The sequence below is a fragment of the Parahaliea aestuarii genome (genome assembly GCF_008064635.1).
Lineage (GTDB): Bacteria > Pseudomonadota > Gammaproteobacteria > Pseudomonadales > Halieaceae > Parahaliea > Parahaliea aestuarii.
Genome location: NZ_VRYZ01000006.1, coordinates 210,808 through 225,213 on the forward strand (window position 1 = coordinate 210,808; position 14,406 = coordinate 225,213).

The 14,406-nt window shown below is 64.4% G+C and carries 13 protein-coding genes; 8 read left to right on the forward strand and 5 right to left on the reverse strand.

Features of this window, described 5'->3' with window-relative positions:
* Positions 1 to 16 precede the first annotated feature (16 nt).
* From FVW59_RS14285 to FVW59_RS14295, 3 genes are all read right to left on the reverse strand, one after another.
* Entirely contained in the window at positions 17 to 1,006 is a 990-nt protein-coding gene (locus FVW59_RS14285) for an aromatic ring-hydroxylating oxygenase subunit alpha (RefSeq protein ID WP_148065030.1), read from the reverse strand.
* A 99-nt stretch (positions 1,007 to 1,105) separates the two neighbouring features.
* Positions 1,106 to 2,491, reverse strand: coding sequence for an SLC13 family permease (locus FVW59_RS14290; RefSeq protein WP_246139744.1), 1,386 nt, complete (start codon positions 2,489 to 2,491; stop codon positions 1,106 to 1,108).
* Positions 2,488 to 3,546: an SMP-30/gluconolactonase/LRE family protein gene (locus tag FVW59_RS14295; protein ID WP_187275901.1), complete on the reverse strand. Its 1,059-nt coding sequence runs from the start codon at positions 3,544 to 3,546 to the stop codon at positions 2,488 to 2,490. Before FVW59_RS14295 ends, FVW59_RS14290 begins: the two co-directional genes overlap by 4 nt.
* 104 nt (positions 3,547 to 3,650) lie before the next feature.
* Between FVW59_RS14295 and moaA the strand changes: the two genes are divergently transcribed.
* Genes moaA through FVW59_RS14315 form a run of 4 tightly spaced genes read left to right on the forward strand, consistent with a single transcriptional unit; the run spans position 3,651 to position 7,279 of the window.
* Positions 3,651 to 4,685 (forward strand): GTP 3',8-cyclase MoaA, encoded by a 1,035-nt coding sequence (gene moaA / locus FVW59_RS14300; protein WP_148065032.1) that lies wholly within the window; start codon positions 3,651 to 3,653, stop codon positions 4,683 to 4,685.
* Positions 4,686 to 4,710: 25 nt separating this feature from the next.
* A complete protein-coding gene (locus FVW59_RS14305; protein ID WP_148065033.1) occupies positions 4,711 to 5,655 on the forward strand; it encodes an AAA family ATPase in 945 nt (314 codons plus the stop codon).
* Positions 5,656 to 5,659: 4 nt separating this feature from the next.
* On the forward strand, positions 5,660 to 7,051 hold the full coding sequence (locus FVW59_RS14310) for a vWA domain-containing protein (protein ID WP_148065034.1): 1,392 nt from the start codon (positions 5,660 to 5,662) through the stop codon (positions 7,049 to 7,051).
* Between the two features lie 15 nt (positions 7,052 to 7,066).
* Positions 7,067 to 7,279 (forward strand): hypothetical protein, encoded by a 213-nt coding sequence (locus FVW59_RS14315; protein ID WP_148065035.1) that lies wholly within the window; start codon positions 7,067 to 7,069, stop codon positions 7,277 to 7,279.
* A gap of 10 nt (positions 7,280 to 7,289) precedes the next feature.
* Here the strand turns inward: FVW59_RS14315 and FVW59_RS14320 are convergent, their stop codons facing one another.
* Positions 7,290 to 8,429: a PilT/PilU family type 4a pilus ATPase gene (locus FVW59_RS14320; RefSeq protein ID WP_148065036.1), complete on the reverse strand. Its 1,140-nt coding sequence runs from the start codon at positions 8,427 to 8,429 to the stop codon at positions 7,290 to 7,292.
* A 232-nt stretch (positions 8,430 to 8,661) separates the two neighbouring features.
* On the opposite strand from FVW59_RS14320, the gene FVW59_RS14325 reads away from it, so the two are divergent.
* Complete coding sequence (locus tag FVW59_RS14325) at positions 8,662 to 9,726, forward strand: phosphotransferase family protein (protein WP_148065037.1); 1,065 nt, start codon at positions 8,662 to 8,664, stop codon at positions 9,724 to 9,726.
* On the opposite strand, the gene FVW59_RS14330 is transcribed toward FVW59_RS14325, so the two are convergent.
* Positions 9,723 to 11,402: a BamA/TamA family outer membrane protein gene (locus FVW59_RS14330; RefSeq protein WP_187275902.1), complete on the reverse strand. Its 1,680-nt coding sequence runs from the start codon at positions 11,400 to 11,402 to the stop codon at positions 9,723 to 9,725. The two genes, FVW59_RS14325 and FVW59_RS14330, sit on opposite strands and share 4 nt — an antisense overlap.
* 198 nt (positions 11,403 to 11,600) lie before the next feature.
* Between FVW59_RS14330 and gshA the strand changes: the two genes are divergently transcribed.
* The 3 genes from gshA to FVW59_RS14345 are packed head-to-tail and all read left to right on the forward strand — an operon-like array spanning position 11,601 to position 14,393.
* Positions 11,601 to 13,187 (forward strand): glutamate--cysteine ligase, encoded by a 1,587-nt coding sequence (gene gshA / locus FVW59_RS14335; protein WP_246139745.1) that lies wholly within the window; start codon positions 11,601 to 11,603, stop codon positions 13,185 to 13,187.
* Positions 13,188 to 13,198: 11 nt separating this feature from the next.
* Positions 13,199 to 13,849 (forward strand): acyl carrier protein phosphodiesterase, encoded by a 651-nt coding sequence (locus tag FVW59_RS14340; RefSeq protein ID WP_148065039.1) that lies wholly within the window; start codon positions 13,199 to 13,201, stop codon positions 13,847 to 13,849.
* A 37-nt stretch (positions 13,850 to 13,886) separates the two neighbouring features.
* Positions 13,887 to 14,393 carry a disulfide bond formation protein B gene (locus FVW59_RS14345; RefSeq protein ID WP_187275903.1) on the forward strand — a complete coding sequence of 169 codons (507 nt, stop codon included), beginning with the start codon at positions 13,887 to 13,889 and terminating at the stop codon, positions 14,391 to 14,393.
* Positions 14,394 to 14,406 lie beyond the last annotated feature (13 nt).

The window sequence follows — 14,406 nt, forward strand, 5'->3', positions numbered from 1 at the left end:
AGTCTTCGCGCGCGGCTTACATTCCCGACGCGTCGAAGTTGGAGTAGAACTGGGAGTACCATTTGCGGAACTTGGCAATGGGGCCGTCGCCATCGCACAGCACCGGCAGGGGGCGGTAGATCTTGTGCTCCCAGATCGGCTTGTCCTCTTCCAGCTGGCCGACGATGTTGGCAATGATGGCGTCATTGACGCCGCTGCTCTTCACCTCGCCGTCCACCTTGGGCTGGGTAAAGGCAAAGCGCAGCACCACGTTTTCCTCGTCGATGGGCGTGGTCAGGCCCATGAGGAAGGTATCGGCGATGCCCTCGAACTTGGTGAAGCCCTGGCCGGGCCCCTGGGACCCGGTGTAGATGGCGCCGTCCACTTCGCCGCGCGGCGTCGGCATCCTGGCGCGCTGCACGCCCCGGGAGGTGGGGCCGTCGTAGGTAGTCTCCCACTCGGGCATACTGGCGGTGCGGTGCACGAACAGGAAGTGCGCCGGGTCGGCGGCGTTTTCCGCCATTTCCTGGGGATGGGTGGCCATGTGCCACTCGTAGCGCCGCAGGGGTGCCCAGTCATCGCTGTTGGCCTCCTCGTGCTCGATCACTTCCCACAACGGAGCCTCGCCCTCGGGGTGATACCAGGCCCACACCACCTGGTTTATTTCCACGGTGGGGAAGGCTTTCAGGCACTGCTTGCCCTGAACCTTGGGCGGCATGTTGCGGGCGTAGGGTACCTCGGTACACTCGCCGGCGCCGTTGAACTTCCAGGCGTGGAAGGGGCAGACGATGGATTCGCCCTCGATGCGGCCGCCGCGCTCGGAATTCTCGTGGATACCGTAGCCGAGGTGGGCACCGAGGTGGGGGCAGTAGGCCTCCAGCAGGCGGGCCTGGCCGGACTCGGTGCGAAACAGCACCAGCTCCTGGCCGAAGTATTTCACCGCGCGGGATTCGCCAACGGCCAGTTCGTCGGAGTAGCACACAACGTACCAGCCGTGGGGGATAGGCATGGGATAGCGTTTGCTCATGGCAGCGATCCTTATCAGTTAATTTTTTAAGGCCTACAGGGTAGCGCTGCCAGCGCCGCAGACAATGACGGATTCAGTCAGCGCTAGTGGCCGTAGCAATCAGGCCAGCAGCAGGTAGCAGACGGTACTGATCACCGCCACCCCCAGAAAGTTGAGAACCAGCCCCTCCCGCGCCATGCGCGCGGTGCTGATCAGGCCGCTGCCATAGACCACCGAATTGGGGGCCGTGGCCACCGGCAGCATGAAAGCGCAACTGGCGCTCATTGCGGCCGGCACCATCAACAGCATGGGCTCGATTCCCGCCGCCAGGGCCGCCGCCGCCAGGACCGGCATCAGCAGGGTGGTGCTGGCGGTGTTGGAGGTGGCTTCGGTCATGAAGGTGACCAGCAGGCAAATCAGGGCGATCAGGAGCCAGGGGCTGAGGTCGGTGAGACCCGCCAGCCACTGACCCATTTCAGCGCTGAGCCCGGAGACGACAAAACCCCGGGCCAGGCAGATACCGCCGGAAAACAGCAACAGCACACCCCAGGGAATACTCGAGGCGCGCTCCCAGGTCAGCAGCTTGCCGCCCTTGCCGTCGGGGATCACAAACATCAGCACCACCGCCAGCATCGCCACCGAGGCGTCATTGGCGCCGGGCAGGTCGAGCCAGGTGCTCCAGCCGCCAAAGGGCTCGGCCCGGGTCATCCAGGCCAGGGCGGTCAGACCGAATACCAGCATCACCCGTTTCTCTTCGCTGCGCCAGCCCCCCACCGTCGGCAGCTCCACCTGCAGTTGCGCCGTCATGCCCCGGGTCAGCACCAGCGCCATTAGCGGAATCATCACCACCACCACCGGCACGCCCCAGCTCATCCACTCGCTGAAGGTGACGACCTGCCCGGTGACCTCGGTATAGACCTGCATGAAGATAAGATTGGGCGGGGTGCCGATAGGCGTGCCTAGTCCGCCGACACTGGCGGCGTAAGCCACCCCCAGCAACAGCGGCACCGCCAGGCGCTCACGCTGGCTGGCGCCCTCCAGCACCGCCAGCGCCACCGGCAACAGCATCAGTGTGGTGGCGGTGTTGGATATCCACATGCTCAGGGTGGCGGCGGCCACCATGAAACCCAGCACCAGGCGACGGCCGCTGTGCGCGCCAAACAGGCGCACCATGCCCAGGGCAATCCGGCGGTGGGCGCCGGAATGTTCCATCGCCTTGGACAGCAGAAAACCGCCGAGCAGCAGCAGAATCATCGGCGAGCCGTAGGCCTGGCCCACCTCGGCCGGAGTCAGCACACCCAGCAGGGGCAGCACCGCCAGCGGCAGCAGCGAGGTCACCGGAATGGGAACCGGTTCGAACACCCACCAGATCACGCACCACAGGGCCACCAGGGAAACAATGGCCATATCGGTGCTGTAGCCTGCCCGGTACAGCAGCCAGGCCAGCAGGGCCGCCAGCAGGGGCCCTGCCGGCAGGGTCAGTCGCTGCAACAGTGCGCCGTTCACGATGCCGGTTTCAGTGGCACCCGCACCAGGCGGTCGCCGGTGTAGGAACCGACGTAGACCGCGTCATCGACCTGTACTGCCACGGTGCCGGCGCCCATCGGCGCCCCCTCGTGCCACAGCAGTTCGCGCCGGGCCAGGGTATCCGGGTCTATCTCCACCACCGCATAGGGCAGCAGGCTGGGCGTGCCGTGGGGCAGGTTGAGGCTGTCGAACAACTGCATCAGGGAGCCGTACTGGCTCGCCACCAGCAGCTTGCCCTCGGCATTCCAGCTGGCGTTGTCGGGCTTGGACACCGACACTTCGCCGAGCAGTTCACCCTCGGGCAGGCTGTACTTGGCCACCTTGTTGCCGAAGTACATGTTGACGAAGAAACTGTCGCCGGCCGGAGATAGAATGATGCCGTTGGGGAAACGCCCTTCAGTTTCGGGCAGCTCGGCATAACCCGCCGCGGGGGACCAGCGATAGACCACCCCGTTGTCGATGCCGATCACCGCCAGGAACAACTCCCACATGGGCGACCCGACGGACGCCATGCGGGTCACCAGAAAGCCGCCGTCAGGCAGGCCCGCCACGTCATTGAGGCTGGCGTCCTCTGGCGCCTCGACGCAACCGCGCCAGGCTACCTGTGACCCACCGGCCCCGGGCAGCCACTCGTAGAATTCCACGGATTCGCGACCGCCGTGGTTCACCACCAGCAGTTGCCAGCGCCCATCGGCGCGCCGGCGCAAATCGATACCGTGGGCCAGCAGGGTGGCGGGCGGCTGGCTGCAGGCGGCCTCGCCCCATTCCGGGTTGTCCTGTTCACGGCTGCGGTAGAGTGTCTGCACACTGTGGTCAGCGGTGTCGAGAAGAAACAGGCCACCCGGTTCGTGCATCTGGCCAAATACCAGGCCCTCACCATCGGGCGCAGCGACAATATCCTCAGGCGCACTGAGTCCGCAGACAGGCTCAATACCGTTGCGGCCTTCACAGGGCACAACACCGTCTTCGGCGCCGGCTGCACCGATGGCAAAAAGCAGTAAAACGAGGCCAATGCCGGGGGTCATTCTTATCATTGCGCTCTCCATTCCTTGGCGCCGACTATCCTGTCCCAGCCTCGGCCCGCTGTAAACCCCGGGGCTAGTGACCCTGTGCACGAAGCAGTACACTGGCTGACGCCATGACTACCACCACCCGAAGTTTGCCGGACGCCCAGTTTCCGGACGCCCTGATCGACCGCTTCCAGCGCCGCGTCGACTACCTGCGGCTGTCGGTCACCGACCGCTGCGACTTCCGCTGCGTGTACTGTATGGCGGAGGACATGACCTTCCTGCCGCGCAGGGAAGTGTTGAGCCTGGAAGAACTGTACGAAGTGGCGCGGGTATTCACCGGGCTGGGGGTGGGCAAGATCCGCCTCACCGGCGGCGAGCCGCTGGTGCGGCGCGGCATTCTGGAACTGGTGCAGCGCCTCGGGCAATTGCCCGGCCTGCGGGAGCTGGCCCTGACCACTAACGGCTCCCAGCTCGCCAGGATGGCACCGGCCCTGCGCGAGGCCGGCGTCAACAGCGTCAATATCAGCCTCGACACCCTCAACCCCCTGCGCTTTCGCGAACTGACCCGCAGCGGTGACCTCGACACCGTGCAGCGCGGCATCGAAGCAGCTGTGGCGGCGGGTTTTGAGCGCATCAAGCTCAACGCGGTCATCCTGCGCGGACGCAACGACAGCGAAGTGCTGGACCTGGTGCGTTACGCCCGCGGGCTCAGTATCGATATCGCCTTTATCGAGGAGATGCCCCTCGGCCCGATCGTGGAGCACGACCGCGGCCTCAGCCTCGCCTCCAGCGACAGCCTGCATCGGGAAATTGACGCGGCCTACCCCCTGCGCAGCGAGGGCGACCCGCGCGGCAGCGCCGGCCCGGCGCGCTACTTCCGCATGGACGACAGCCCCAGCCGGGTCGGGTTTATCTCCCCCCACAGCAATAACTTCTGCCACCTCTGCAACCGCGTGCGCCTGACGGTGTCCGGGCGCCTGCTGCTGTGCCTGGGCAACGAGCACTCGGTGGACCTGCGCGCCGTGCTGCGCCAGAGCAACTACGACAGCAGCCAGCTGGCTGCCGCCATTATTGGCGCCATGGACCTGAAACCCGAGCGCCACCACTTCGGTGAAGAGGGCGCCAGCGAGATCGTCCGCTTCATGAACATGACCGGCGGCTGAGCGCGAGCCGCACTAAGGAATCGCTTTGCATATCCAGGACTTTCCCCAACTCGAATCCATCGAGCGTATCGAGCAGGGCTTTGAGGCCCTGGGCTATATCTGCAGCACCAAGATCGCCACCGCCGTGTTTCTCGCCTTTCAGCTGCGCAAGCCGGTGCTGGTGGAAGGCCCGCCGGGAGTGGGCAAGACCGAGCTGGCGAAAACCTGCGCCGAGCTGCTCTCGGTGCCGCTGATCCGCCTGCAGTGTTATGAGGGCCTGGATGAAGCCAAGGCGCTGTACGAGTGGAAATACGGCAAGCAGCTCCTCTACACCCAGGTGTTGAAGGAGAAACTCGGCGACCTGCTGCACGGCGCCAAGGGGCTGGCGGAGTCGGTGGAGCGACTGCACCAGTTCGGCGACATCTTCTACTCCGAGGACTTCCTCGAGCCCCGCCCGCTGCTGAAGGCCATGCAGCAGGAACGCGGCGCCATCCTGCTGATCGACGAAGTGGACAAGTCCGACTACGAGTTTGAATCCCTGCTGCTGGAGATTCTCTCCGACTACCAGGTGTCCATCCCCGAGATAGGCACGGTGAAGGCCAGCGTTTCACCGATGGTCTTCCTCACCAGCAACAACAGTCGCGACATCTCCGACGCGCTCAAGCGTCGCTGCCTGCACCTCTATATCCCTTTCCCCAGCGTGGAGCTGGAGGAGCGCATCGTGCTGAGCCGGGTGCCGGACATCGATGCCACCCTGCGCCACCAGCTGGTGGCCTTCGTGCACAGCCTGCGCGATCTGGACCTGAAAAAGGCACCGGCCATTTCCGAGACCCTCGACTGGGCCCGCAGCCTGCTGTTGCTGCATGCCGAACAGTTGGACGAGGCGCTGGTGCGCTCCACCCTCAATGTGCTGCTGAAGTTCGAGGACGATATCAACAGCGCCGAGTCCGGCCTGGTTGAATTGCTGCGCGGCGCCGACAGCGCCGCCTGAAACGATGCAATCCGCCCTCACCGGCTTCATCCAGCTGCTGCGCAGTCACGAACTGCGGGTATCGCCGGCGGAGACCCTCGACGCCATGGCGGTGGCCAGCACCCTCGGCTACGCCGATCGTGAGCGGCTGCGCGACGGCCTGGCCCTGAGCCTGGCCAAGAGCGCCCGGGAAGAGGCCATCCTGCTGCGCTGCTTCGATCAGTACTTCGGCCGCGAACTGGCCGGGGAAAAGCCATCCGCGGCAACGCCAGCCGCCTCCGAAGCTGCTCCGGCGCCGGACCAGGACAGCGAGGATGCCCGCCAGCTACAGGACGGCGCCGCGGAGTTCCCGGAACTGGCGGAAGCTTTGCAATCTCCCCTCCTGCAGCAGTTGCTGGAAGATAATCGCACCGAGCTGTCGCTGTCACTGGGACAGGCGGCGGCCGCCACCGGCCTCGGTAATATCCGCATGTTCACCCAGAAGGGGCAGTACACCCGGCGCATGCTCGACGCCCTCGGGGAGGAGACCCTGCGCAGGGCGGTAGTGGCGCTGGAGCAGGCCGACAGCCCGCTGCTGGAGTTGCTGAAGGGCTACCGCGACCACCTGCGGCAGCAGGTGCGGGAGTATGTTGAGCGGGAGTACCTGCTGAATGCCCAGGGCCACAACCGCCAGTTCATGGACGACATTCTGCGCCGCACCCGCCTCAACCAGCTGGAACAACGCTACATGGATGAGGTGCGGGAACTGGTGCGCAAAATGGCGCGCAAACTGGCCGCCCGCCACTCGCGCAAGCCGAAGGTGCAGAAGCGCGGCCAGCTCGATATGGGGCGCACCCTGCGCAGGGGCATCGCCCACGACGGCATTATGTTTCACACCTACTGGCGCAAGGTGCGGCGCGACAAGCCACAAATCCTCGCCCTGTGTGACGTGTCAGGCTCCGTTGCCGCCTACGCCAAGTTCCTGCTGCTGTTTCTCTACAGCCTGCAGGACGTGCTGCCGCGGGTGCGCAGCTTTGCCTTTTCCAGCCACTTGGGAGAAATCAGCGACCTGTTCCGGGAACACCCGGTGGAAAAGGCCATCGAGCTGGCCAACTGGCGCTATGGCGGCGCCACCGACTACGGTCGCAGCCTGGAGGATTTCGCCGAACTGGCGCTGGCTGATGTCAGTTCCAGCACCACAGTGATCGTGCTGGGGGATGCGCGCAACAATGGCGGCGATCCGAAGCTGGAGATCATGCAGGGTATCTACCAGCGGGCCCGCCGCGTCATCTGGTTGAACCCGGAGTCGCGGCGCGCCTGGGGCAGCGGCGATTCGGAGATGTTGCGCTACCAGAGCGCCTGTCATTTCGCGGCGGAATGCAATAATCTGCAACAGCTCGAACGGATTATCGACCAGCTACTGCGGCTGAACCACTGACAAGAAGAACAACAGATGGCCTATCTCTGTAGGGATTGCAGCTACCGGGGGAAGAAGGGGGGCAGCGGCGGCGCTTGCCCCGCCTGCGGCTCTTTCAATGTGACGCTGTCCGGCGCGGCGCCGCCACAACGCGAGGAGCAAAGCGGCAACAGCGCACTGCGGATCAGGATCCTGATCGGCCTGTGGCTGCTGTTTTTCGCCCTCGTCGCCCAGAAGCTGCTGGAATAGGCGCCCGGGCTCAGTAGGGGCTGGTCTCGTCGTCGTCCAGGCCTTCCAGGCTCAGTTCGACCGGCGCGCTGCCCTGCTGCATCCGCGCCTCCTTGGCCCATTTGATCTTGAGCCTTACGTTATTGGGTGAATCCGCGTTGCGCAGGGCCTCCTCCTCGCTGATCAACCCCCCCACGTAGAGTTCCAGCAGCGCCGCATCGAAGGTCTTCATGCCGATGTTCTCGGATTTTTCCATCACCTCCTTGATGCCTTCTATCTGGCCCTTGAGGATGAGGTCCGCCACCATCGGCGTACCCAGCAGGATTTCAATCGCCGCACAACGCTTGCCGTCCACCGTGGGAATCAGCCGCTGGGAAACGAAGGCCTGCAGGTTGAGGGAAAGATCCATCAGCAATTGCGCGCGCCGCTCCTCCGGGAAGAAGTTGATGATGCGATCCAGCGCCTGGTTGGCGTTGTTGGCGTGCAGCGTGGACAGGCAGAGGTGGCCGGTTTCGGCGAAGGCGATGGCGTGCTCCATGGTTTCGCGGTCGCGGATCTCCCCGATCAGGATCACATCCGGCGCCTGGCGCAGGGTGTTCTTCAGGGCGTTGTGCCAGCTGCGGGTATCCACTCCCACCTCGCGCTGGTTGACGATACATTTCTTGTGCTTGTGCACGTATTCCACCGGGTCTTCGATGGTCACAATATGGCCGGAGCTGTTGCTATTGCGGTAGTCGAGCAGGGCCGCCAGCGAAGTGGACTTGCCCGAGCCGGTGGCGCCGACAAACAGCACCAGGCCGCGCTTGCGCATGATCACTTCCGGCAGGATGGGCGGCAGTCGCAGTTGTTCCCAGCTGGGAATCTCGGCCACGATATTGCGCGCCACGATGGCGACCTCGTTGCGCTGCACAAAGATATTGACGCGGAAGCGCCCGAAACCCGGAATGGAGGTGGCCAGGTTCATCTCCAGTTCCTTTTCGAACTCGGCGCGCTGGGTATCGTCCATGAGACCGTTGGCGATTTCCTTGATTTCGCCGGGCCGGAGAATTTCGCTGCCAATCGGGCGCAGGGAGCCCTCAAACTTGGCGCAGGGCGGCGCGCCGGTACTGAGATAGAGATCCGACCCGTTCTTGCTCGCCAGTAGTTTCAGCCACTCGGTAATCCGTTCCACGCCGCCTGCTCTCCTTCCCCCGCACAGAAGTTGCTGTGCGCCGTTGCCATTGTTGGTGTCATTGCCGGAATGACCGCGCCGCGGAAGCGGCGGGTTCGGCGCTTACTGTAGCAGTTTCGCCGGTGCCCACAAATGTCCGGGCACCGCGAGTTGCGCGCTGACAGCACTATGCAGACGCGAAGCCCGATACTATGCTATACAAACGTATAGTCAATAACAGGAATAAGAGACCATGGAAGAAGCCCGCCCCACCCCGGTGCTGGACGATATCGAAGGCACCCGCAGCAAACTGGCCAGCTGGCTGAGTGAACAGCGCGGTTATACGGTGGACATTCCCGCACTCACCGTGCCCGATGGCAACGGTATGTCCAACGTCACCCTGCTGTTCGACATGCAGTGGCAGGAAGGCGGTGAGACCCGCAGCCAGAGCTGTGTCGGCCGCCTGCAGCCGGAAATCGCCCGCCCGGTTTTTCCCAGCTACGCGCTGGAACCGCAGTACCGGGTTATGGAGGCTCTGGCGCGGCACACCGACATCCCCGTACCTGAACTGCTGGGCCTGGAAACCGACACCGCCCTGCTCGGCGTCGAGTTCTACATTATGGCCCGCATCGACGGCCGCGTGCCCTCCGACATGCCGCCCTACAACATGGACGGCTGGCTCATGCACGAGACCAGCGAAGAGCAGCGCGCCACCCTGTGGCGCGCCGCAGTCGACATGCTCGCCCGCTACCACCGCATCGACAGCGGGGCCCTCGACCTGCCGGAGCTGCAACTCCCGCGCGGCAAAACTGCCCTGCAGGCGCAGCTCGACTACTGGCAGGACTACCACGACTGGGCACTTGAGGGGCGCACCCACGAGATCGGCCAGCGCGCCCTGGACTGGCTCAAGGCCAACCAGCCCGAAGACGAACCCACCGCCCTGTGCTGGGGCGACTCCCGCATCGGCAACATGATGTTCGCCCCCGCTCTCGACGGAGTGGTTGCGGTACTGGACTGGGAGATGGCCGTCGCCGGCAACCCGGTACAGGACCTGGCCTGGTTCAACTACATCGATGCCACGTTCTCCGAGGGCCTGGGCTTCCCCCGCCTGTCGGGCCTGCCCAGCTATGAGGAATCCGTGGCGCAGTGGGAAGCCGCCACCGGTCGCAAGGCCGAGCACTACGATTACTACTGGATTTTCGCCGGCATGCGCTACGGGTTGATCATGTCGCGGATCATGCTGGCGACCGGGCAAGAGCAGGAGATTCAGGGCAACTTTGTGTGCAAGATGCTGGAGCGGTATCTGGATGAGCGCTAAAACCGCTCCTTGACGGTGAACAATACCTGCACATCGTCCACATCGTCATCGCGCACAAAGGGAAAGGCAAAGTCGATGTGCACCACCGAACTTTTTTCCGCCCGGCTGGAATTTAAACGGATACCAAAGCCGGCGTTGGCAAGCACCCCGCCGTTGGAGCCATTGTCCCCGCCTTCATACCAGGCCCGCCCCACATCCACAAAGGCCGCAAACCCCACCCGCAGCAGGCGGAAGGGGTGCCAGTCCGAGTAATAGCGCTGCTCGATATTCCAGACAAATGAACGGTCGCCCACCTGGTAGTGCAGATCGTAGCCGCGCAAGCCGTTGTTGCCGCCAAGTGTAAGCTGATTGTCAACGGTCAGACCATCGGTGTAATCGAGGCGCAGGCCGCTGAACAGTGCCCAGCGCTCACTCTGCTTGTACTGGTAGCGGGTTTCCACCTCCCACCAGAAGTTCTCCAGCTCGCGATCGTCGATGCCAAGGAAGCCGCTGAGCCAGGTGCCCACCACCCAGAACTGCCGGTCTTCGGCCAGCAGGGTATTGCTGTAGGCGCCGCGGAAAGCGAGTTGATCGCGGGTAGCGCCGAGACCTTCGCCGGAATAGCCGAGGGACCAGTCGTAGCGCTCACCGACGAAGATATCCTCGGTGCGCCCCAGGTAATCGAAGTTGTGCAGCTCGGCGAATTTGTCCTCCACACTCTGGAAGCCGATATAGGGATAGCTGTAGTCACGATCCTCCGGCAGCCGGGCGGGGGGGATATCGGAATCGCTGAAGTCGAAGGCGTGGGACTCGTAGTTGTACCCAAACAGCCAGCGATTCACCCGACTATCGACCTCCAGGGCGGCAGCGAGACCACCGTAGACCCGATACTGCTCGCTCTCGTGATCAAACTCCGACACCTCGTCGCCGCGAAACCACAGCTTTTCCTCAAGCTTTTGCTGATCGAGACTGGTGCCGGCAGACCAGGGCTCGTAGATGGAGAAAAAGGGTTTCTCCAGGCGCAGGCCGTGATCGTAACCGTCGTCGTTGTCGGTGTAGCGGGCGCGCATCTGCCAGCGGCTGCCGAGCAGGGCGGGATCGGCATAGAGCAGGGTGTAGCCGGCGCGCTCCTCATCGCTGTCGTACTCCACCAGCACCTGCTTGCCAGTGCCGAGAAAATTGGCGTCGCGAAAGCCGACGGCGTAGGCGTTTTCACCGCCACTGCGGCTCAGGGACAGGGAGGGGGTAAAAGTCCAGATATCGCGGGTGAGCACCTCGACGTCAACGTACTGGCCGCACCAGCGCCAGGGCCGCACCCTGGCGTCGTAAATGAAGCGCAGGTTGCGCAGGATGCGCTCTGATTCCTCGGCCCGGCGCTGTTCGTAAACTTCACCTTCGTGCAGCAGCATCTGGTCTTCCAGCACCCACTCGCGGGTAATGCTGTGCAGCTGGTTGGCCCAGCGGTAGACGGTGCTGTTTTCTTTCGGGTCCTCCATATTGAAGACCGAAAAGCGCTGGTAGCGGATGCTGCGAATACGCACACCCTCAGGTAACCTGGCTTCCAGCTGGTCGTGGTCGGTGGACGGCCGAAAGCGGAAAGCATCGGTGTAATCCTGCTCCGGCACCGTGACGCAGTGCTCCCCGGCGTCTGCACCAACGGCGACCGGCACGGTGCAAAACAGCAGGACTGCCAGCACAGCGCAACACCACCGCGACCGAAGAGGCAGCGTGACGACGCCCTGCAACATAGACCACGTCATTATCATTCTCTCAAGATAGCCCGCGCGCCGCGCACCGGCAACGCCCCCGGCCTGCCGTTGCTGTACTCAGCTTCGGCTCGGCGCTACACTTGCCCCCGGTTTGGCACCGGGCCGGCCAGAAGACAGGAGTGCTCAGTGTCAGCTCAGTTGCAACAACACCTCAAGGCCCTGTCCACACCGGACTCCCTGGCCCTGCTACAGCGTATCAACCGCGGCATCGAGAAAGAGAGCCTGCGTATCAGCGAAGAGGGGCGCATTGCCCAGAGCCCCCACCCCGTGGCCCTCGGCTCTGCCCTTACCCACCCGTCCATCACCACCGACTATTCCGAGGCCTTGCTGGAGTTCATCACCCCGGTGGATACTGGCGTGGAATCCAGCCTGCAGACCCTCTCCGACATCCATCGCTACGTCTACAGCCAGTTGGACGGGGAAATTCTCTGGAGTGCCAGTATGCCCTGCGTGGTGGCCGGCGACGACAGCATTCCGGTGGCGCAGTACGGCAGCTCCAATGTCGCACGGATGAAGACCGTGTACCGCTACGGGCTTGGCCACCGCTACGGCCGCGCCATGCAGGTGATCTCCGGCATCCACTACAACTTCTCCCTGCCCACTGACTTCTGGCAGCGCGAATGGCAGGAGGCCGGCACGCCCGGAACGCTCGAGGACTGGGTAACGAGTCGCTACCTGGGCCTGATTCGCAACTTCCACCGCTATTCCTGGCTGTTGATCTACCTGTTCGGCGCCTCACCGGCGCTGTGCGCCAGCTTCCTGCGCGGGCGCGACGGCCACGGCCTGCAGTCCCTCGAGCCGGAGGGCAAGACCCTCTACCTGCCCCACGCCACCGCACTGCGCATGGGCGATCTCGGCTACAGCAGTGTGGCCCAGCGCGACCTGCGGGTGTGCTACAACAGCCTCGACAATTACGTGGATGCCCTGCGCCACGGCATCATGCAGCCGCGCCCGGAATACAGCCACATTGCCAACGGCAAGAACGGCGACTACCAGCAGCTCAACACCAGCCTGCTGCAAATCGAGAACGAGTTCTACAGCACCATCCGGCCCAAGCGGGTGACCTATTCCGGCGAGACGCCTCTCAGCGCCCTGCGCCGCGGCGGCATCGAGTATGTGGAAGTGCGCTGCATCGACGTGTCGCCCTTCAGCCCGGTCGGACTGGATGCAGAACAGATCCGCTTCCTCGACAGTTTCCTGTTGTTCTGCCTGCTGGAGGACAGCCCCGCCTGCGACGAGGCCGAGCAGGACCGCATCCAGGCCAACCTGTCGGCAGTGGTCAACCGCGGCCGCGAACCGGGGCTGACGCTGATGCGGCGCAACGATCAGTGCAGCCTGACCCAGTGGGCGGATGAGCTGCTGGCGAGCATTGGCCAGCTGGCCGACCTGCTGGATACCGCCCACGGCGGCACCGCCTATCGCTCTGCCCTGTCAGCCCAGCAGGCCAAGGTCGACGACCCCGAACTCACCCCCTCGGCGCGGGTGCTGCGGGAACTGCGGGAACGCAACCTGCCCTTTTTCCGTTGGGCCCTGGCGCAGAGCCAGCACTGGGCCGAATACTTCCGCAGTGAGCCCTTGCCCGCGGCCAGCCGCGAGCGTTTCGCCAGGGAAGGCGCCGAGTCACTGGCCGCCCAGCGCGCCATCGAAGAGAGCGACGACATCAGCTTCGAGCAGTACCTCGCGCGCTTTTACGCCCAGTACGAGGCGGTTTAGACCGCTGTACCGTGAACTTCCTCGCCCACTTCCACCTCGCCTGGCCGGATCCGGGCCTGGTGGCGGGCGCCCTTGAAGGCGACTATTTCAAGGGGCCGTTGCGCGGCGATCACAGCGGCGACATCGAGGCCGGGGTAAGACTGCACCGGGCGGTGGACGCCTACACCGACAGCCATCCCGCGCTGGCCGCACTGCGACGGCAGTTCCCCCCGGCGCTGCGCCGCTACGCCGGCATCGTGATCGACATCAGCTTCGACCACTACCTGACCCGGGACTGGCAGCGTTACCACCATCGGCCGCTGCCGGAATTCAGCCGCGAGGTCTACCGCGTTCTCAATACACGCCAGGGGGAACTGACCCCCGGTGCCCAGCGCATGGCTCACCGCCTGCAGGAGCACGACATACTCAACTGCTATCATCGCTGGGATGCAGTCACCAGCACCGCGGAGCGCATCGGCAGCCGCCTGCGCCGCGGCAACGCCCTGGCGGGCCTGGCACCGCAGCTGCACCCCCTGCGCCCGGCCATGGCACAGGCCTTTGTCGATTTCTATCCGGATCTGCGTGACTTCGCCGCCGATTTCCGCCGGCAACTGAACCAATCGGCCAGCGCCGACTCCAAGCAGCGCGGCCCGCGCATTGCGCCGCCCCCCGAAACGCACTAACGTAGCCGCGCACCTCCCGGTAAGGACACGAGACACCATGCTGCAATCCCTGTCACCCCGCCTGGTCTTCTTTGGACTGGCCATCCTGGCCCTGGCCTCCATGCTCTTCGCCTACTACTACCTGCAACAGCATCTGGGCCTGGCACCCTGCCCACTGTGCATGACCCAGCGGGTCGCGGTGGTCGCCGGCGGCCTGTTTGCGCTGCTGGCGGCCCTGCACAATCCACCCGGCTGGGGACGACGCCTGTACGCGGGGCTCTGCGTGCTGGCGGCGGCCTTCGGTACCGCGGTGGCCGGCCGCCACGTGTGGCTGCAGCACCTGCCGGAAGACCAGGTGCCCGCCTGCGGCCCCTCGCTGGAATACATGCTGGAGACCCTGCCCTTCGCGGAAACGGTGAGCATGGTACTGATGGGGGACGGCAACTGCGCCGAGACCCAGTGGACCTTCCTCGGGCTCAGTATTCCGGAACAGACCCTGCTGCTGTTCCTCGCCATCCTGCTGGTGAGCCTGTGGCAACTGTTCAGGGCCCGCCCCGCAGCCTGAGCCGAGGCGCTAT

Coding starts and splice junctions, on each gene's coding strand:
- moaA (WP_148065032.1), top strand. CDS start 3,651: ATGACTACCACCACCCGAAGTTTGCCGGACGCCCAGTTTCCGGACGCC.
- FVW59_RS14345 (WP_187275903.1), top strand. CDS start 13,887: ATGCTGCAATCCCTGTCACCCCGCCTGGTCTTCTTTGGACTGGCCATC.
- FVW59_RS14310 (WP_148065034.1), top strand. CDS start 5,660: ATGCAATCCGCCCTCACCGGCTTCATCCAGCTGCTGCGCAGTCACGAA.
- FVW59_RS14285 (WP_148065030.1), bottom strand. CDS start 1,006: ATGAGCAAACGCTATCCCATGCCTATCCCCCACGGCTGGTACGTTGTG.
- FVW59_RS14295 (WP_187275901.1), bottom strand. CDS start 3,546: ATGATAAGAATGACCCCCGGCATTGGCCTCGTTTTACTGCTTTTTGCC.
- FVW59_RS14315 (WP_148065035.1), top strand. CDS start 7,067: ATGGCCTATCTCTGTAGGGATTGCAGCTACCGGGGGAAGAAGGGGGGC.
- FVW59_RS14325 (WP_148065037.1), top strand. CDS start 8,662: ATGGAAGAAGCCCGCCCCACCCCGGTGCTGGACGATATCGAAGGCACC.